The sequence below is a fragment of the Acuticoccus sp. MNP-M23 genome, from assembly GCF_031195445.1.
Lineage (GTDB): Bacteria > Pseudomonadota > Alphaproteobacteria > Rhizobiales > Amorphaceae > Acuticoccus.
On sequence record NZ_CP133480.1, the window covers coordinates 1,392,433 to 1,410,021 of the forward strand.

A 17,589-nucleotide genomic window follows, 5' to 3' on the forward strand; every position below is an offset into this window, starting at 1 on the left:
TTGATTGGCTGCAATCGCGAGCGGCAGGGATCAGTCGATGATCCCGCGCTCCTTCAGGAGCTTCACGATCCGCTCGGCGTGCTCTTCGGGCTCACCCAGCGTGGTGTCGATGGCGATCTCCGGGTTTTCCGGCCCTTCGTAGGGGCTGTCGACGCCGGTGAAGTTCTTCAGCTCACCAGCATCCGCCTTCTTGTAGAGGCCCTTGGGGTCCCGCGTCCGGCAAACGTCGATCGGCGTATCGATGTAGACCTCGAGGAACTCGCCGTCCTCCACCATGTCGCGCGCCATCCGGCGTTCGGCCTGGAACGGAGAGATGAACGAGACCAGCGTGATCATGCCGGCTTCGGTGAACAGCCGCGCCGTTTCGGCAACGCGGCGGATGTTCTCCACCCGGTCCGTGTCGGTGAAGCCGAGGTCGCGGTTGAGGCCGTGACGCACGTTGTCACCGTCGAGGATGTAGGTGTGGCGACCCTGCGCGTGCAGCCGCTTCTCGACGAGGTTGGCAATCGTCGACTTGCCGGAGCCCGAAAGACCGGTGAACCACAGCACCGCAGGCTTCTGCCCCTTCAGCGCCGCGCGGGAGGTCTTGGACACGTCCAGCGCCTGCCAGTGGATGTTGGTCGCGCGGCGCAGCGCAAACCACACCATGCCGGCGCCAACCGTGAGATTGGTCATCCGGTCGATCAGGATGAAGGCGCCCGTATCGCGGTTGGCTTCGTAGGGATCGAACGCGATTTCCTCGGACACCGAAACGTTACAGAAGCCGACCTCGTTGAGGCCCAGTTCCTTGGCGGCAAGGTGGTCGAAGGTGTTAACGTCGATCCGGTGCTTGATCTCGGTGACCGTCGCCGTGACCGTGCGCGTTCCGATCTTGAGCAGGTACGGCCGGCCGGGGAACAGCTCTTCCTCACCCATCCAAACGATGTGCGCGGCAAACTGGTCGGTCACTTCCGGGCGGTGGCTCGGCGGAACGAGGATGTCGCCGCGCGACACGTCGATCTCGCGGTCGAGCACGATGGTCACGGCATCGGACGCGCCGGCTTCGGGCAGGTCGCCATCCATGGTGACGATGCGCGAAACCTTGGCGTCACGGCCGGACGCTGCGACGACCACGGGATCACCGGGGCGGATCGTGCCGGTGGCGATGGTGCCGGAGAAGCCGCGGAAGTCGAGGTTGGGGCGGTTGACCCACTGCACCGGCATCCGGAACGGGCGCTGCTCCAGGTCGGACTGAACCTCGATGGTTTCGAGGTGCTCCAGCAGCGACGGGCCGTGATACCACGGCGTGCGTTCGGACTTGGTGGTGACGTTGTCGCCGTAGCGGGCGGACATGGGCACCGCGACCATGGAGTCGAAGTCGAACGAGCGGCCGAACTGCTCGAAATCCTTCACGATGGCGTTGTACTTGTCCTCGTCGAAGTTGACGAGGTCTATCTTGTTGATCGCCAGCACGACGTGGCGGATGCCGAGCAGCGACACCAGGAAGGCGTGGCGCTTGGTCTGCACCTGGATGCCGTGGCGTGCGTCGATCAGCAGGACCGCGAGATCGGCGGTGGAAGCGCCGGTCGCCATGTTGCGCGTGTACTGCTCGTGGCCGGGGGTGTCGGCCACAATGAACTTGCGCTTGTCGGTGGTGAAGAAGCGGTAGGCGACATCGATGGTGATGCCCTGCTGACGCTCGGCCTCCAGGCCGTCGACCAGCAGCGCAAGGTCGATCTCTTCACCGGTGGTGCCGTGCTTCTTCGAGTCGCGCTCGACGGCGGCCAGCTGATCCTCGAAGATCAGCTTGGTTTCGTACAGAAGACGGCCGATCAGCGTGGACTTGCCGTCGTCGACGGAGCCGCACGTGATGAAGCGCAGGAAGGACTTCCTTTCCTGACTCTCCAGATACTCGGCAAATTCTTCGGCTGAAAAATTTTCTGCGATGGCGGACTGTTGCATCAGAAGTAACCCTCGCGCTTCTTTTTCTCCATCGACGCGTTCTCGTCCTGGTCGATGACGCGCCCCTGGCGCTCGGATGTCTTGGCAATCAGCATTTCGGCGACAATCTCGGACAGCGTCGCAGCCGGCGATTCCACCGCGCCGGTCAGCGGGTAGCAGCCGAGCGTGCGGAAGCGGACCATCTTCATCTCCGGCTCCTCGCCGGGCTCTAGCGGCATGCGCTCGTCATCGCGCATGATGAGCTGGCCGTCACGCTCCAGAACCGGACGCATGGCGGCGTAGTAGAGCGGCACGATCTCGATGTTTTCCATCATGATGTACTGCCAGATGTCGAGCTCGGTCCAGTTCGACAGTGGGAACACGCGGATCGATTCGCCCTTGGCCACGCGGCAGTTGTAGAGGTGCCAGAGCTCGGGACGCTGGGTCTTGGGGTCCCAGCCGTGGTTGGTGGTGCGGAAGGAGAAGACGCGCTCCTTGGCGCGGCTCTTCTCCTCGTCGCGCCGGGCACCGCCGAACGCCGCGTCGAAGCCGTACTTGGTGAGAGCCTGCTTCAGCGCGTCGGTCTTCATCACCTGCGTGTGGTAGGCCGAGCCGTGGCTGAACGGGCCGACGCCCTGCTGCACGCCGTCCTCGTTGGTGTGCACGATCAGGTCGAGGCCGAGCTTCTTGACCATCTGGTCACGGAAGTCCGTCATCGCCTTGAACTTCCACGTGGTGTCCACGTGCATCAGCGGGAAGGGCGGCTTGGACGGATAGAACGCCTTCATCGCAAGGTGCAGCATCACTGCCGAGTCCTTGCCGATGGAATACAGCATCACCGGGTTGCGGAATTCGGCCGCAACCTCACGGATGATGTGAATCGATTCGTCTTCCAGTCGCTTCAGATGCGATCCGCGGTCGACTGCCATACGGTGTGTCCTGTGAAAAAGGGTTACGCGGCGAGGGCGAACGGGTCGAACGCACCCGCGGCCACAAAATGAGGATTGGCGAACGTGTCGCCGTCGCGCTTGCCATAGGAGAGCGGCGCGCCGTCGAGCGTGTAGACTTCACCGCCAGCTGCCTTCAGCACGGCGTGCCCGGCTGCGGTGTCCCACTCCATGGTGCGACCCATGCGGGGATAAAGGTCTGCCGCAGCTTCAGCAACGCGGCAGAATTTGAGCGATGACCCGGACGAGACGAAGCTCTCGACCGTGAACCGGTCGATGAACGCCTTGGTCTCGTCGGTCAGGTGGGAGCGCGAGGCGACGACGCGCACTGCGGCGTCGGGCGCTGCAACCGTCAGCGGCGTGCGGGTGCCGACCTTGCCGTCCACCACGTCGGCGCGCCATGCACCGTTCTCGTCGCCAGCGTAGATCACGTTGATGGCGGGTGCGTAGACCACGCCCGAAACCGGCTTGCCATGCTCGATCCGCGCGATGTTGACGGTGAATTCGCCGTTCTTGGAGATGAATTCACGCGTCCCGTCCAGCGGGTCGACAAGGTAGAAGATGTCCGCAGGCGGGGGCATCTTGCCGGCGGCCATGGCCTCTTCGGCCACAATGGTCTCGACGCCGTCTTCGCGCAGGCGCTGGAGAATGATCTCTTCGGCTGCTTCGTCGGCAACGGTAACCGGGGAACCGTCGCCCTTCTCGCGGGCCTCGCCGCCACTTTCGTAGTGGGGCATGATTGCGCGGCCCGCCTCGAGGGAAATCTCGACGAGGCGATCCAAAGTCGGCTGTGTCATTGACGCACGCTCCAAATGCTAGGCTGCAGGCCTAGACGAACCTTCGCTGCACTGCAACATGAAGCCGTGCATCAATCAGCGGCATGCATATAGCTGCAACAAACGAAAGCCCCAATCCAGAGGTCGTCCTACCGATTAATTGTGGCGATGCAAGAGCGGTCTGACCCAGAAATCATAGACTGCAAGCATTACTGTGATGCCGATCACAGCCAGAAGGGCCGGCTCGGGCACGAAAACAGCGATAATTCCCACGAACGCAATCAGCCCGGAAAGGCCGAGGAGGGATAGCACCCAATCAAGCGGTGTCATTGGCAAATTCCTTGTCAGCACGCCGATGGCTGAAACCTAACAGCATTCTGGGACAGAAGCGTCAGAAGCCTTCAATGCCACGCCGGATCAGGTTCAGCCCGGCCACCACCAGGACCACCAGGGTTGCCTTGCGGAATTTCACTTGATCCAGCGCATCGGACATGCGGAAGCCAACCGCAATGCCAAGCATCGCCGGAATGAGAAGCACGGCCGAGAGCGGCGCCGTGGCCAGGGTCAATACGCCCGAATTGATGTGCGCTGCGCACAGGACCACGGCGGCAAGGCCGTAGATGATGCCCTGCACGCGCATCTGTTCCACCTTCGGCGTGTCGAGCGCGGTGAGGTAGAGCACCGTCGGCGGCCCCCACACCCCGGACATCCCGCCCACAAAGCCCGAAAAGCCGCCGAGGCCGAACTCGGCATACACCTTCCCGGACGGCGGGATCGTGAACCGGACGCCAGCAAGCTGGATCAGCGCGAAGATCACCACCGGAACGCCGATGATCAGGAACAGCGCCCAGGATGGCAGGATCGACACCAGCTGTGCGCTGCACGCAATCATCACCATGACGATCACGATGTAGCGCCAGTGCTTTTTGGCGGACGCGAGCGCAGCCGAACCGCCACCGCGCATGGCCTGCGCCGCATTGGTGGCAAGGGTCGGAAACATCAGGGCGGCCAGCGCCAGCTCGGGCGGCAGCAGGGAGCCGAGGCCCGAAATCATGATCATCGGCATTGCAAAGCCGACGGTCCCCTTCACGAACCCGGCCACAAGGGTGATCGCGATGACAGCGACCCAGAGGGAAACCGAAAAATCGGGCAAACTCTAGGCCGTTTCGAGCGTTTTTGACAGCCACGCGGCACTGCGCAGTAGCCGCGCATCCTCGCCCGGCCTGCCGACCACCTGCACGCCGAGCGGCAAACCGTGGGCGCCCTTGCCCAGCGGCAGGGTCACGGAAGGCGCGCCGACGAAGGTCCACAACGCGTTGAAGCGGCTGTCGCCGGTGCTGTCCAGCGTTTCGGGCGCCTCGCCCGGCGCCGCCGGCGTGATGATCGCGTCGAACCGGTCGAAGATCCGGGAAAGACCGTCGCGCAGCACGGTCTGCCAGTCGAGCGCGCTGAGGTAGTCCGCGGCGGTGATGGCGGCGCCTTCATCCATGGCCTGCCGCATGACCGGGCTGATGCCGTCCGCGTCGCGGCGGCGGTAATGGGCAAGGTTCTTGGCGAAATGCGTCTTCATGATGGCGAGGTGCGCGGGCAGCGCGTTGTCGAACACCGCCGGCAGGTCGACCCGTTCGGCGCGCCCGCCGAGGGCATCGGCCACCTCGCCCAGCAACGCCTGCATGTCGGGCGAGGCTTCGTCCCAGAACGGGCCGCCGACAACGGCGAATGTCGGCGCCACCGGCGGCTCGCTCGTGGCTGCGGCCAGAAGGTCGGCGTGGGCAATCATCCTGGTGCGCGGGTCGGCCGGGTCATGGCCCTGCATGGCGTTCACCAGCAGCGCAACATCGGGCAGGTTGGCGGCAAACGCGCCGATGGTGTCGAACGGGCTGCAAAGGTCGAGCACGCCGGTTGCCGAAATGGTCCCGAAGGTCGGCTTCATCGCGACCACGCCGCAGAACGAGGCCGGACGGATCACCGACCCCACCGTCTGCGTGCCGACGGCTAAAGGCACCATCCCGTCCGCCACCGCGGCGGCGGACCCCTGAGAGGAGCCCCCCGGCGTGTGCGCCAGATTGTGCGGATTGCGGGTCGGCCCAGGGTGGATATAGGCAAATTCGGTGGAGACCGTCTTGCCGATGATGACAGCGCCGGCAGCGCGCAGTCGCGCAACCAGCGTCGCATCGGCCTTCGGCTGGCGGCCCTCGTCGAGCTTGCTGCCATTCGCAGTCGGCTGATCTGCGGTATCGATGATGTCCTTGATGCCGACCGGAATGCCGTGGAGCGGCCCCAGCGGGCAGCCGGCCCGGCGGTGGGCATCCAGCGCATCCGCCTGATGGCGGGCGTGGGCGGGGTCCACATGCACAAAGGCATGAACCTCGCCGTCGCGCGCCTCGATCCGCGCCAGACACGCATCGGTGACGTCACGCGCAGACAGTGCGCCAGCGGCGACCTGGCGGGCGATTTCGACGGCGGACGGCGCGCTCAACGGCCGTACACGAGATTGGGCAGCCAGAAGACGATATCGGGGAACACGTAGAGAATCACCATCGTGAGAAAGACCATAGCCAAGAAAGGCATACAGCCTGCAAAGATCTGCGCCAAGCGCACCTGTGGTGGCGCGATGCCCTTGAGGTAGTAGGCACTCATCGCCATCGGCGGCGTCAGGAAGGACGTTTGCAGGTTCAGGGCCACAAGGATGCCGAAGAACAGCGGGTCGATCTCGAACACCACCAGGAGCGGCAGGAAGATCGGCACGAAGATGATGATGATCTCCGACCATTCCAGCGGCCAGCCCAGGAGGAAGATGATGATCTGCGCGAGAATGAGGAATTCCAGCGGTGAAAGATTGAGCCCGGTGACGAACTCCGACACCAGCTGCTCGCCGCCAAGATAGGAAAACACCGACGCGAACGTCCACGAGCCGACGAACAGCCAGCACACCATGGCGGAGGTTCGGACCGTGAGGTAGACGCTTTCGCGAAGGCGGTCCCAGGTGAGTGCGCGGTAGGCCATCGCCAGCAACAGACCGCCGAGCGCGCCGATGGCTGCCGCCTCGGAGGGCGTTGCAAGGCCGAACAGGATCGCCCCCAGCACCGAAAAGATAAGCACCGCCAGCGGCACGAACGAGGTGATCATCATGATGACCACCTTGCTCGTGGAGATGTGCGACACATCCTCCTCGCGCAGCTTGGGCGCGATCGACGGCTGCAACCACGCGCGGCCGATCACGTAGACCACGTAAAGCCCGGCCAGCAGCATGCCCGGCAACAGCGCGCCGGCATAAAGGCGGACGATGGAGACGTTGGACGTGGCGGCGTAGACGATCAGCATGATCGACGGCGGAATGAGAATGCCGAGGGTTCCGCCCGCGCAGATCACACCGGCCGAGAAGCTTGTGTTGTAGCGCGCGTTGAGCATCGCCGGGAATGCCAGGAGACCCATCAACGTGACCACCGCGCCGACAATGCCGGTGGCGGTCGCAAACAGCGCGCAGGTGATCAGCGCCGCGACGGCCATGGAGCCTGGAATGCGCCGCGCCGCAATCTGCAGGGTGGAGAACAGGCGGTCCACAATGTTGGCCCGCTCCACAACGTAGCCCATGAACAGGAACAGCGGCACGGCGGTGAGCACGTCGTTGCTCATCACGCCGTAGGTCTGGTTCACCAGAAGGTCGAAAATGCGGTTGTTGAGGAAACTCTGGAGCCACTCGCTCCACAGCTCGAAGATGCCGGCATCACCGGCCTCCGCAATCCGGTCGTAGACGCGAAACTGACGCGTGGCGTCGAAATAGGCGTAGTAGCCAAAGCCCACCGCCATCGCCATCAGCGTGAAGGCAATGGGAAAGCCCAGCATGATGATGACGATGAACGAAGCCAGCATCAGAACGGCCACTTGAGGATCTGTCACCGGGGTCTCCTGGCTGGGTCTGGGTCTGCGGTGGGGCGGATATCAGCGGGGCTGGCGGGGCCTGGGTGTCGCGGCGGGCGCCACCACGTCCACCGCCTCCGAGCCGTGCCTCAGAATGTCGGTCTCTTTGCCCTTGATGAGCTGGGTCTCCAGCTCCTCGATGTCGCCTTCGCGCGGCGGCCAGGCCCCGCGCTTCATGGCGATGACGCAGCGGAACACCTGCGCAATGCCCTGGATGAACAGAAGCACACCGGCGGCAACGATGATCATCTTGAACTGGAAGATCGGCACGCCGGCCGGGCTCATCACCGAGACCTCCCGGTAGCCGACCGAGCGCGAGGCGTATTTCCACCCGGCGATGATCAGCGCCAGAACGCCCGGAAAGAAGAACAGGAAGTAGAGGACGAATTCCACGGCGCCCTGCACGCGCACCGGCCACAGCCGGTAGAACACGTCCGCCCGCACATGCCCGTCGCGCGACAGGGTGTAGGCACCCGCCATCATGAACAGCGCGCCGTACATCATGTACGAAATGTCGAAGGACCAGGAGGTCGGGTTGCGGAAGATGTAACGCACCACAACCTCGTAGGCGACGCCGAAGGTCATCAGGATGATGCACCAGGCGAACGCGCGGCCGAACCAGGCGGACACCTTGTCGGCAAAGCGGATGTAGGTTTCCACGGTCGGTCAGGCTCCCGGAGCGCGAGGGGCGCGGACAAAGGCGCCGCCTCGGAAAACCGGGCGGCGCTTTCAGTTTCGGACCTGGCAGTGGCGCGAGAGTCCCGCTTAACCCCGCCCGTCCGTCGTGCGGTGTCAGAAGCCGAGCTTGCCCGGGAAATAGTGGTCGTAGGCGAGCTTGTAGTCGGCCTGGTTGAGGAGGTTGTAATAACCGACCCGGTCCGACCAGTCCTTCTGCGACTTGACCACGCGGCCGAAGAAATCGTCCTGCGTGAGGTCTTCAAGCACGGTGTCCCAGCTGTCCAGCTGCGCTTCCATGATCGAGGTGGGCGTGCGGTAGACGTTGACGCCGTTGTTGTCGCGCAGGTCCACGAGATCGGCCGAATAGCGGTCCATCGCCAGCCCGTAGTTGGCGGTGGAGGCGGCCTCGGCGGCATATTCGAGGATCGCCTGGTGCTCTTCCGGCAGGCTCTCGTAGAGGCCCTTGTTGAACATGATCTCGAAGAATTCCGCCGCCTGGTGGTAGGAACCGAGCATGTAGACCTTCGACACGTCCTGCGCGCCGAACTGCTTGTCCGATGTCGGGTTGTTGAACTCGAATGCGTCGATGACGCCGCGTTCCAGCGCGGGCACGATTTCGCCGCCCGGCAGCTGCGCCACCGAAAGGCCGATGCCCTGCATGATGTCGGTCGCAAGGCCCACGGTGCGGTATTTGAGCCCCTGCATGTCCTCGATGGACGTGACCTCGTTCTTGAACCAGCCGAGCGGCTGGGTCGGCATCGGCATTGCGAAGAAGCCGACAAGGTCGAGGCCGAGAATGTCGTTGATCAGCTCGTCGTAAAGGGCCCGCCCGCCGCCGAAATTGATCCACGCCAGCATCTGCTGCGCGTCTGTGCCGAAGACCGGGCCGGTTCCGAACAGCGAGGCCGCCTTGTTCTTGCCGTACCAGTAGGCGGTGACGTGGTGGCCGCCGTCCAGAATGCCATCGGCAACAGCATCCTGGAGCTGGAACGCCTGCACCACCGCGCCCGCCGGCAGAAGATCGATCTTCAGGCGGCCGCCGGACATTTTCTCCACGCGGTCAGCGTATTGCTGTGCCATTTCCTGAAATATGTTCGATGCCGTCCATGCAGACTGCATCTTCAGAACAGTGGCGTCCTGCGCACGAACAACGTTGGGTGCAGCAAGTGCTGAAACGCCGATGGCGGCAGCGCCGCCCGTCTGTAGAAAGCGACGACGAGTCGTGTGGCTCATTGGTGTCCTCCCTGGGGCGATTCTTACGATCGCTGCCACTGAAAGGACACGAGTTTTACCGCGAGAGCAAGTCCGATCCAAATAATCGACTCGCGGAAGGTCTAATTATAGTTCCAGGAATTTTGCTTTTATGCTTCGAGTCCGCGTGATTTCTAGCGGATACCATGAACGAGACAGCGCGATCCGCCGCCTGAATAATAGGGTTCGTCCGCTTCCACCTTGCTGAAACCGCACGCGTGCAACATTGCAATGACGGCCGCCGGGTTGGGGCCCCACCAATTGGACGGATCCTTGTTCAGCTCGTCGAACGGATAAAACACCATTGCCGGCGGCTCCGGCGGCAGGCGCTGGTCCATGTGCGTCTCGATGACGATCATCCTGCCTGCAAGACGGGACATCTGCTCGATCACCGAGAGTGGATTCTTGAGGTGGTAGAGGATGCCGAGGAACAGGACGACATCGAATTCGCCCACGGTTTCCGGCGTCATGTCGTCGATATCAATGACCTGATCTTCGACCGTGGGGTCGATCAACCCGCGCGCCAGGTCGAAGGCGCCCTTGTCGCCCCAACCCGGCCCGTCCCACACGAAATGGTCCGCACCCAGCACCCGCGCTGCACCGCGCCGCTTGGCCTCGAAGGCAAAATGCCCGTCCCAGCAGCCGATATCCAGCACCGAGAGCCCGTCAACCGGATGCTTGAACACCCGGTCGGACTGGAACGCCAGCCGCTCGGCCGACACGACTCCCGGTGTCGTCACCCCGTCGCCAAGGTCAAGACTGTGAAACCAGCGGAAGGCCTGCACCCTGCTGCGCTTTTCATCGGCAGTCAGCGGCGCAACGGGCGGGGTCGGATCGGGCATTCGGCAGGTCCTGTTGGTTTTGGCGAACGCTTGCACCGGCAAGCGGGCGGCGCAAGCTCTCCGGCGAGCGATCTGGTGATGAGGTTCACCGCGCCCCGGCGGCGTCGTACCAGGCGAGGCGGGGGCGGCGCGGCGCTGGCCCATCCCGCCGGGTCTGCTAACGTCGAAGCTTCAATGGAGATCGGACTATGCGGCTCATGTTCTGCGCTGCGGCCCTGGCGCTTCTGGCTCCGTCCGCAATGGCCTGCGGACCGGATACTGATTGTGTGATCGGCAAGCGCACCTATCGCATTGCGGTGCCGGAGGGGGACGGCCCGTTCGGCGCCATTGTCTACAGCCATGGCTACCGCGGCAATGCAGCGGGCGTGATGAACAACGGTGCGATGCGCAAGATGGCGCAGGACCTCGGCGTTGCGCTGATCGCCACCAAGTCCGGTGGCGAGGACTGGCTGATCCGCAACGCGCCGCAGCAGGGCTTCACCGACGATCACCGCGAGCTGGACTATTTCGACGCCGTGCTCGCCGACGTTACGGCACGGTTTCCCATTGACGCAGACCGTCTTCTGGCGACGGGCTTTTCCGCCGGCGGGATGATGACGTGGACGCTTGCGTGCCACCGCGCCGACCGGTTCAGGGGCTTTCTGCCAGTGTCCGGCACCTTCTGGGCGCCCGTCCCCAGGGACTGCGCATTCGGCGACGTCAACCTCATCCACATCCACGGCACCGCCGATCCCGTGGTGCCCATGGCCGGCCGCGCCATTGCCGATGTGCGCCAGGGCGATGTAAAAACCGCGCTGGCGGCCCTTGGCACTGCCGGCGCGTATGACCGCGAACTGCCGCCGCTGGACCCGCCGGAAGACCTCAGCTGCGAGGGCGCTGCGGCCGAAAACGGCGACATTCTCGCCCTCTGCCTCCACGCCGGCGGCCACATGGTGAAACCGTCGTGGATCGGCTGGGGCTACAGGTCGTTGGTTGGCCGGTGAGACTGGCGCTCGCCCTTGCGCTCTGCCTGCTGCTTGGCCCCGGTGCCGCCGCGGCGGGTGACGACGACCTTGCCAAATTCGCCTTCGGACGGGAGCAGACCCCGAGCCCGCAGGCGCCCGCGGCCATTGGCAGCTATTCGCGCGGGTGCCTGGCGGGGGCAGTGGCGCTGCCGGCCGACGGGCCGTCGTTTCAGGCCATGCGCTTGTCGCGGAACCGCAGATACGGGCATCCGGCGCTGGTTGGTTTCGTGAAGGAGCTTGCGGCAGCGGCCCCCGTGCTCGGGCTGCGCGGCCTGCTTGTCGGCGATCTCAGCCAGCCGCGCGGCGGGCCGATGCTGTCCGGCCACTCCAGCCACCAGATCGGCCTCGATGCCGACATCTGGTTTGCCGACATGCCCGAGCCGCGCCTGTCGGAAGAGGAGCGCGAGACTGTGCCCTTCCTGTCCATGCTGAACGCGGACAGCAGCGCCGTTGCGCCGGAAAAATTCACCGCCCCGTTTGCACGGCTGCTGCGCCATGCGGCCCGCGACGAGCGGGTGGCGCGGATCTTCGTGCATCCGCTGCTGAAGCGGAGCCTTTGCGCATGGGAAACGCCCACGGCGGACCGTGCCTGGCTGGGCAAGATCCGCCCCTGGTACGGCCATTATAAGCATTTTCATGTGCGGCTTGACTGCCCGCGCGGCGCGCGCTGGTGCCGGGGCCAGCGGCCTCCGCCGGCGGGCGACGGCTGCGGCGCCCCGCTGGACTACTGGTTCACCGATGCGCCCTACACGCCCCGGCCCGGCGCCAGGAAAAAACTGCCGCTGACCATGGCGCGGATGCCGCGGGCCTGCCGCAACGTCCTGTCCGCCGTGCTGCCCGTGCCTAGGCCGCCGCGCCCAGCCCCACCGGACAACTGACGCCGGTGCCGCCCAGCCCGCAATAGCCGTTCGGCACCTTGTGCAGGTATTGCTGGTGCTCGGCTTCGGCGTAGTAGAACGTCTGTGCGGCGTGGATCGTGGTGGTGATCTCCCCGTGACCCGCCGCTTTCAGCTTCGCCTCGAAGGCGGCCTTGATCTTCTCCGCCACCGCCTGCCGATCCTCACCGTTGACGAAGATGGCCGAGCGGTACTGGGTGCCGACATCGTTGCCCTGGCGCATGCCCTGCGTCGGATCATGCCCCTCGAAGAATTTTGAGACCAGCTTTTCGAACGTGACTTTCTCGGGGTCGTACACCACCAGCACGCCCTCGGTGTGCCCGGTCTTTCCGGAACAGACTTCGCGATAGTTGGGGTTGGCCGTCACGCCGCCGATGTACCCCACCGCGGTGACCGTGACCCCGTCCATCATCCAGAACAAGCGCTCGGCGCCCCAGAAACAGCCCATGGCGAACACGGCTGTCTCCATGCCGGGCCAATGGCCCTGCAACGGCTCGCCGTTCACCGCATGGCGCTCGGCGGTCTGGAGCGGCTCGGCGCGGCCGGGCAAGGCGTCATCCGCCGTGGGCAGCGTCATCGGCTTGGAAAAGCGTGCGAAGATATTCATGGCAAGCCTCCTCTTGTGGCGGATGGAACCGCCTACCTCGGACGATAGATAAGCTGCGCGATGAGCAGCACCAAGGCGGCAAAAATGAGCAGCGCCATGAAGCTGGGCAGCTTGAGAAAGTAGATCAGCACCGGATCCCACACCGCGGGGTGGATGTAACGCTGCGTCACCGCCTGGGTGAGGTTCAGCGAATCGGCAGAAAGCCGGTACCACAACTCACCCAGCGGGGTCAGAACCAGGCTGTCGGTCCGGACCGACTGCCACAGGTCCCAGAAGCCTGCCGCAAACGCCGCAATCACGCTCACATAGCCGAGCACGCGAAAAGGCAGGCTGAGCAGCCACAACAAACCAGACATTATTGTTCCTCATCATCCGGACAGGGCGAATTTGCCGCACCCGTAAAAGTGCAATCAAGGGGCGGGCAGGCCGCATCCCTCCAGGCGCGAGAACGGGGATCCCGCGCGCCGGATCGGCTGCGATGGCAACCCTCGCGGCGCAGGCGCTAGCGGGGGTGCCCGTCGGACCAGGGGTAGGCCATCCAGCGGCCAGCGGTCCGCCCGGCAATCAGCCAGTAGAAAAACCCGCCCACTGCGGCGGCAGCAACCGTCAGTGTCAGCGCGTCACGGTCCAGCGGCGGGTACTCCTGCCCGTAGAGCGCAGCGCCCAGCGGCAATGCCGTGGCAAGGCCCACCACAATGGCTGCGACAAGGTAGGCGACGAGCCCGCGCAATTTCATCCCCTCGCACACCGCAATGGCAATCGCGGCCGGGCCGAAACTGGCCTGAAGGCCCGTGATGCCGAAGGACAGCCAGATCACCACCGCTTCGGTGAGAACCCGCCAGTCGCTGGTGAGCTGCGATGTCTCGAACTGCATGACGGCAACGGTGGCAAAGGCGGCCCCGGTGGCGAGGGCGGCCCCGTAGCCGAGCGCGATCATGCAGATTTGGGCAGTGAGGGCCCAGATCGCGGTCATCTCATTCGGCCGCCAGGGCGGCGCGCTGCTCGCGCGCGGAGACCTTCTGGGAGGCGGAGCGCAGCTGGCCGCAGGCGGCGAAGATGTCCTGCCCGCGCGGCGTGCGCACCGGCGAGGCATAGCCCGCGCGGTTCACGATGTCGGCGAACTCTTCGATGGTGTCCCAGTCCGAGCACTCATACGGCGAGCCCGGCCACGGGTTGAACGGGATGAGGTTGATCTTGGCCGGAATGCCTCGGATCAGCGCCACAAGTTCGCGCGCCTCGGCCGGACTGTCGTTGATGCCCTTCAGCATCACGTACTCGAAGGTGATCCGCCGGGCGTTGGAGAGGCCGGGATAATTGCGGCACGCGTCCATCAACTGCGCGATGGGATATTTCTTGTTGAGCGGCACCAGCTCGTCGCGGGTTTCGTCGCGCACGGCATGGAGCGAGATGGCGAGGAGCACGTTCATCTCCGCACCCACGCGGTGGATGGTCGGCACGACGCCGGAGGTGGACAGCGTGATCCGCCGGCGGGAGAGGGACAGCCCCTCCCCGTCCGACACGATGGCCATGGCAGCCTTCACGTTGTCGTAATTGTAGAGCGGCTCGCCCATGCCCATCAGGACGACGTTGGAGATCATCCGCCCGGTGGCGGGACCGGCGACATCGCCCTCGGCCTCGCCCGGCTTCGCGAAATCACCCAGACGGCGGCGGGCGAACACAACCTGCTCGACAATTTCGCCGGCGGTGAGGTTACGCACCATGCGCTGGGTGCCGGTGTGGCAGAAGGTGCAGGCCAGCGTGCAGCCCACCTGGCTGGACACGCACAACGTCCCGCGGTTTTCCTCCGGGATGTAGACCGTCTCCACCTCGACCGGGCGGCCGGCGCCACGGGCAGGCAGGCGGATCAGCCACTTGCGCGTCCCGTCGGTGGAGATCTGCTCTTCCACCATTTCGGCAGAACCGATGGGGAGCGTGCCGGACAGCGCCGTACGGGCCGGCGCCGCGATATTGGTCATCTCGTCGAAGCTGGAGGCCCCGCGCACATAAAGCCAGTGCCAGAGCTGGGCCACGCGCATCTTGATCTGGTGCGACGGAATGCCTGCGGCCGCGCAGTGGGCGGCCAGTTCGTCACGCGTGGCGCCGATCAGCTGCGCCCCCTCCGGCGCCGGCATGGCGGTGACGGCAGGCGTGACCGCCGTGTCACCCGTGCGGCGCTTCAGGAGGGAGAGGTTGGCCATGTCAGTTGGGGCACTCGCTGGTCAGGCGGTTGGTGCCCGCCGTCACGCCGGAAAGCGAAAAGGTGTAGGTGGTCTCGGTGCCGCGGGCAGACTTGCCCTTCACGACCATCGACTTGCCGGCCTTCATCGCCGCGACGAGCTGCTTCTCGTCGGCAGGCTGCTCCACCCAGGCGCCATCGTCCTTGGTGAAGAGGTTGAAGGTCTGACCGTCGATATCGACCGTGACCTGACCTTCGGGCGCAAACGGGTAGCCGACCAGAACCGATACCTCGTTGAAGACGTTTTCGCCCGGCCGCGAGGTCAGGAAGAAAAAGACGTCACCATGGTTGCGGTTGGTGGGCTGCAACGTCTTCGGCTTGGACAGGATGTAGCAGGTCTTCTGACCGCCACCGTCGTACCGGTAAGCTTCCCAATCGTTGTACTGCTGAAGCAGCGTAGGCGCGCCCTGCGCAGAGGCCGCGATGGGCCACAGCAGGAAAAGGAGTGCCGCAATCGTCCGCATTCTATGATCCCAGTGTCCGAAGAGGGCCGTGCCCCTCCCATTCCAGAGGCAGAGCGGCGCGGTCAAGCCCCGCCGCGTTACGCATTTGCCATCTTGGCCTGACAATATGCGCAAACGTCTCCCCTTTTTGACGGGAATGCCTGAAGAGACGGTGAATGTTCACTCCGCCGCCATGGCCTTGTCATGGGTCGTTCCGTCCGCCCAGTTTTCCCGAACCACGTCGGCAAGCTTCTGCGCAAGCGCGTGTTTGGGCCCGTTGCGGACGTAGAGCGCAACCTTGATGGAGGGAAGTTCCGGCAGCAAGCCGCCATGCTCGATCAGCTCGTAACGCCTCTGGACCGTGAAGTTGATGGCGGCGTGCACCGCAAAATCTGCCGACACGGTCGCATCAATGGTGCGGATGGAAAGCGAGTCCACCGCCATTGTCCATGGAATGCCCACCTCGTCCAGCGCACGCTGGACCCAGGGGCGAAAGATGCAGCCGGTCTCGAACGCCAGCGGCAGCGGACGCTGGCGCCAGGCTGTCCCGCCCGGCGCGCCGATCCACACCAGCGGCGACTCCTGCAAGATCTCGGCGGAGGCGCCCGGATGGGTTTCCGTCGTCAAGATGACATCGACCTCGCCGGCGTTGTACTGCTCGATGAGGTGGGCCGTATAGGACGACTGGAGGGAAATGCGCACGCGCGGATAATCGCGCGCAAAACGCTTCAGCACATCAGGTATGTGCGGATAGATGATGTCATGCGGCGCGCCGAGGGTTAGCTCGCCCTCGAACGCACGCTCGGTCATCCGCGCGTAGACTTCGTCGTTGAGGTCGAGCATTCGGACGGCATAACTCAAGAGCTGCTCGCCATGGGCGGTCGGGTTCATTTTCTTGCGCTCGCGCTCGAACAATGGCTGACCGAGCGCCATTTCAAGGCGCTTCAGCTGCATCGACACGGCGGACTGGGTGAGGTTCAGCCGGGTCGCCGCACGGGTGACGCCACCGCTCTCGGCAATTGCGACGAAACTGCGCAGCGCGGAGATGTCGAGATTGCGAGCCATGATCAATATCCGTGATCGAATACATCAGAACGTTTCGTTTTCTTTATCGACCTCCTCACCGCATATCAAGTTGCAACGGGGCTGAGGAGGGCACCATGGAAACTGTAATTACACGCAAGTATGCGCCCGGAGCGACCCGGCCGCGTTTACTGAAACGTATCCGACTGTGGCTCGACGTCTGGTCGGAGCGGCGGACACTAGAACGGCTCGACCAGCGGATGCTGGCCGACATTGGCATTGAGGAATACAGCGCCCGCAGGGAAGCGGCACGCCCGTTGTGGGACGTGCCGGCGGCGCGTGATGGAGGGTTGCGCTATGGGCTGGATCGCTGATTTATTCTGCCAGGGCTTGTTTGGCACGCTCACGATGAGCGGCCGTGATGTGAGCAGCCACCATGCTGATCGCGCCAACAAGCACGGTGGCATCATCCGTAAAGCCGATACCCAGAATTATATCCGGTAGCGCGTCGATTGGCGCGACGAAGTAGGCGAGCGCCCCGAGCAAGGTCGCCCGCACACGGAACGGGACTTCCGGGTCGATGGCACAATAATACGCCGCCGCAAGGTCGTGCGTAAACGGGATCTGGCGTGCCGCGCGCTTCAACGTGCGCCAGAAACCTTTCTTGACCGCGTTTTCGCGCTGCGCGGCATCGTCCGCATCCATCACCGGCTCGGGCATCAGGATCTCGCCGTCCAGCGGCGTGTTGCCTGGTGTGCGGGTCATCGCGTGCGCCCGTGCGCGGCCTTGTCGATGGCTTTGGCCAGCGCGATGTCCTTATCGGTCAGCGTGCCGGCATCGTGCGTCGTCAGGCGGATAGAGACTTTGTTGTACACGTTCGACCACTCCGGGTGGTGGTTCATCTTTTCGGCCGCAAGCGCGACCTCTGTCATGAACGCGAACGCGGCGCGAAAGTTTGCAAACTTTAAATCGCGGCCGATCGCCTTGCCGCCGTCTTCAAGCGTCCACTCGGGCACATGACCGGCAATATCGGCGGCGTCCATGG

21 protein-coding genes are annotated in these 17,589 nt (G+C 64.4%); 3 read left to right on the top strand and 18 right to left on the bottom strand.

Annotation, left to right across the window (positions count from 1 at the left end; genetic code table 11):
• Window positions 1-30 precede the first annotated feature (30 nt).
• The 10 genes from cysN to RDV64_RS06650 all read right to left on the bottom strand — a co-directional run bounded on the left by cysN (window position 31) and on the right by RDV64_RS06650 (window position 10,335).
• On the bottom strand, window positions 31-1,941 hold the full coding sequence (cysN, locus tag RDV64_RS06605) for a sulfate adenylyltransferase subunit CysN (RefSeq protein WP_309198477.1): 1,911 nt from the start codon (window positions 1,939-1,941) through the stop codon (window positions 31-33).
• Window positions 1,941-2,849, bottom strand: a complete 909-nt coding sequence (cysD, locus tag RDV64_RS06610; protein ID WP_309198478.1) for a sulfate adenylyltransferase subunit CysD — start codon at window positions 2,847-2,849, stop codon at window positions 1,941-1,943. The genes cysN and cysD overlap by 1 nt, the downstream gene beginning before the upstream one ends.
• Window positions 2,850-2,872: 23 nt before the next feature.
• Window positions 2,873-3,664, bottom strand: a complete 792-nt coding sequence (gene cysQ, locus RDV64_RS06615; RefSeq protein ID WP_309198479.1) for a 3'(2'),5'-bisphosphate nucleotidase CysQ — start codon at window positions 3,662-3,664, stop codon at window positions 2,873-2,875.
• Window positions 3,665-3,799: 135 nt separating this feature from the next.
• Window positions 3,800-3,973 carry a hypothetical protein gene (locus RDV64_RS06620; RefSeq protein WP_309198480.1) on the bottom strand — a complete coding sequence of 58 codons (174 nt, stop codon included), beginning with the start codon at window positions 3,971-3,973 and terminating at the stop codon, window positions 3,800-3,802.
• A 61-nt stretch (window positions 3,974-4,034) separates the two neighbouring features.
• Window positions 4,035-4,796, bottom strand: a complete 762-nt coding sequence (locus tag RDV64_RS06625) for a sulfite exporter TauE/SafE family protein (protein WP_309198481.1) — start codon at window positions 4,794-4,796, stop codon at window positions 4,035-4,037.
• Window positions 4,797-4,799: 3 nt separating this feature from the next.
• Window positions 4,800-6,122, bottom strand: a complete 1,323-nt coding sequence (locus RDV64_RS06630) for an amidase (RefSeq protein WP_309198482.1) — start codon at window positions 6,120-6,122, stop codon at window positions 4,800-4,802.
• The gene (locus RDV64_RS06635) at window positions 6,119-7,543 is read right to left on the bottom strand and encodes a TRAP transporter large permease subunit (protein WP_309198483.1); all 1,425 of its coding nucleotides are present in this window, start codon (window positions 7,541-7,543) and stop codon (window positions 6,119-6,121) included. Before RDV64_RS06635 ends, RDV64_RS06630 begins: the two co-directional genes overlap by 4 nt.
• Before the next feature lie 42 nt (window positions 7,544-7,585).
• Window positions 7,586-8,224 carry a TRAP transporter small permease subunit gene (locus tag RDV64_RS06640; RefSeq protein ID WP_309198484.1) on the bottom strand — a complete coding sequence of 213 codons (639 nt, stop codon included), beginning with the start codon at window positions 8,222-8,224 and terminating at the stop codon, window positions 7,586-7,588.
• 132 nt (window positions 8,225-8,356) lie between these two features.
• Window positions 8,357-9,475 (bottom strand): TRAP transporter substrate-binding protein, encoded by a 1,119-nt coding sequence (locus RDV64_RS06645; RefSeq protein WP_309198485.1) that lies wholly within the window; start codon window positions 9,473-9,475, stop codon window positions 8,357-8,359.
• A gap of 152 nt (window positions 9,476-9,627) precedes the next feature.
• Window positions 9,628-10,335: a DUF1698 domain-containing protein gene (locus RDV64_RS06650; RefSeq protein ID WP_309198486.1), complete on the bottom strand. Its 708-nt coding sequence runs from the start codon at window positions 10,333-10,335 to the stop codon at window positions 9,628-9,630.
• 188 nt (window positions 10,336-10,523) lie between these two features.
• Between RDV64_RS06650 and RDV64_RS06655 the strand changes: the two genes are divergently transcribed.
• On the top strand, window positions 10,524-11,318 hold the full coding sequence (locus RDV64_RS06655) for a prolyl oligopeptidase family serine peptidase (RefSeq protein ID WP_309198487.1): 795 nt from the start codon (window positions 10,524-10,526) through the stop codon (window positions 11,316-11,318).
• On the top strand, window positions 11,315-12,217 hold the full coding sequence (gene mepA, locus RDV64_RS06660) for a penicillin-insensitive murein endopeptidase (protein ID WP_309198488.1): 903 nt from the start codon (window positions 11,315-11,317) through the stop codon (window positions 12,215-12,217). The genes RDV64_RS06655 and mepA overlap by 4 nt, the downstream gene beginning before the upstream one ends.
• Here the strand turns inward: mepA and msrA are convergent.
• The 6 genes from msrA to RDV64_RS06690 all read right to left on the bottom strand — a co-directional run bounded on the left by msrA (window position 12,183) and on the right by RDV64_RS06690 (window position 16,586).
• Window positions 12,183-12,842: a peptide-methionine (S)-S-oxide reductase MsrA gene (msrA, locus tag RDV64_RS06665; protein ID WP_309198489.1), complete on the bottom strand. Its 660-nt coding sequence runs from the start codon at window positions 12,840-12,842 to the stop codon at window positions 12,183-12,185. The two genes, mepA and msrA, sit on opposite strands and share 35 nt — an antisense overlap.
• A 32-nt stretch (window positions 12,843-12,874) precedes the next feature.
• Window positions 12,875-13,198, bottom strand: coding sequence for a hypothetical protein (locus RDV64_RS06670; RefSeq protein WP_309198490.1), 324 nt, complete (start codon window positions 13,196-13,198; stop codon window positions 12,875-12,877).
• 146 nt (window positions 13,199-13,344) lie between these two features.
• Window positions 13,345-13,815, bottom strand: a complete 471-nt coding sequence (locus RDV64_RS06675) for a hypothetical protein (protein ID WP_309198491.1) — start codon at window positions 13,813-13,815, stop codon at window positions 13,345-13,347.
• A gap of 1 nt (window position 13,816) precedes the next feature.
• Window positions 13,817-15,040 carry a 23S rRNA (adenine(2503)-C(2))-methyltransferase RlmN gene (gene rlmN / locus RDV64_RS06680; protein WP_375143794.1) on the bottom strand — a complete coding sequence of 408 codons (1,224 nt, stop codon included), beginning with the start codon at window positions 15,038-15,040 and terminating at the stop codon, window positions 13,817-13,819.
• Window position 15,041: 1 nt separating this feature from the next.
• Window positions 15,042-15,542, bottom strand: a complete 501-nt coding sequence (locus RDV64_RS06685) for an invasion associated locus B family protein (protein ID WP_309198492.1) — start codon at window positions 15,540-15,542, stop codon at window positions 15,042-15,044.
• 159 nt (window positions 15,543-15,701) lie between these two features.
• A complete protein-coding gene (locus tag RDV64_RS06690) occupies window positions 15,702-16,586 on the bottom strand; it encodes a LysR family transcriptional regulator (RefSeq protein WP_309198493.1) in 885 nt (294 codons plus the stop codon).
• 95 nt (window positions 16,587-16,681) lie between these two features.
• Between RDV64_RS06690 and RDV64_RS06695 the strand changes: the two genes are divergently transcribed.
• A complete protein-coding gene (locus tag RDV64_RS06695) occupies window positions 16,682-16,918 on the top strand; it encodes a hypothetical protein (RefSeq protein ID WP_309198494.1) in 237 nt (78 codons plus the stop codon).
• A gap of 1 nt (window position 16,919) precedes the next feature.
• Here the strand turns inward: RDV64_RS06695 and RDV64_RS06700 are convergent, their stop codons facing one another.
• Both RDV64_RS06700 and RDV64_RS06705 read right to left on the bottom strand, forming a co-directional pair.
• Window positions 16,920-17,309, bottom strand: a complete 390-nt coding sequence (locus tag RDV64_RS06700) for a YkvA family protein (RefSeq protein ID WP_309198495.1) — start codon at window positions 17,307-17,309, stop codon at window positions 16,920-16,922.
• The gene (locus tag RDV64_RS06705; protein WP_309198496.1) at window positions 17,306-17,587 is read right to left on the bottom strand and encodes a 4a-hydroxytetrahydrobiopterin dehydratase; all 282 of its coding nucleotides are present in this window, start codon (window positions 17,585-17,587) and stop codon (window positions 17,306-17,308) included. Before RDV64_RS06705 ends, RDV64_RS06700 begins: the two co-directional genes overlap by 4 nt.
• Window positions 17,588-17,589 lie beyond the last annotated feature (2 nt).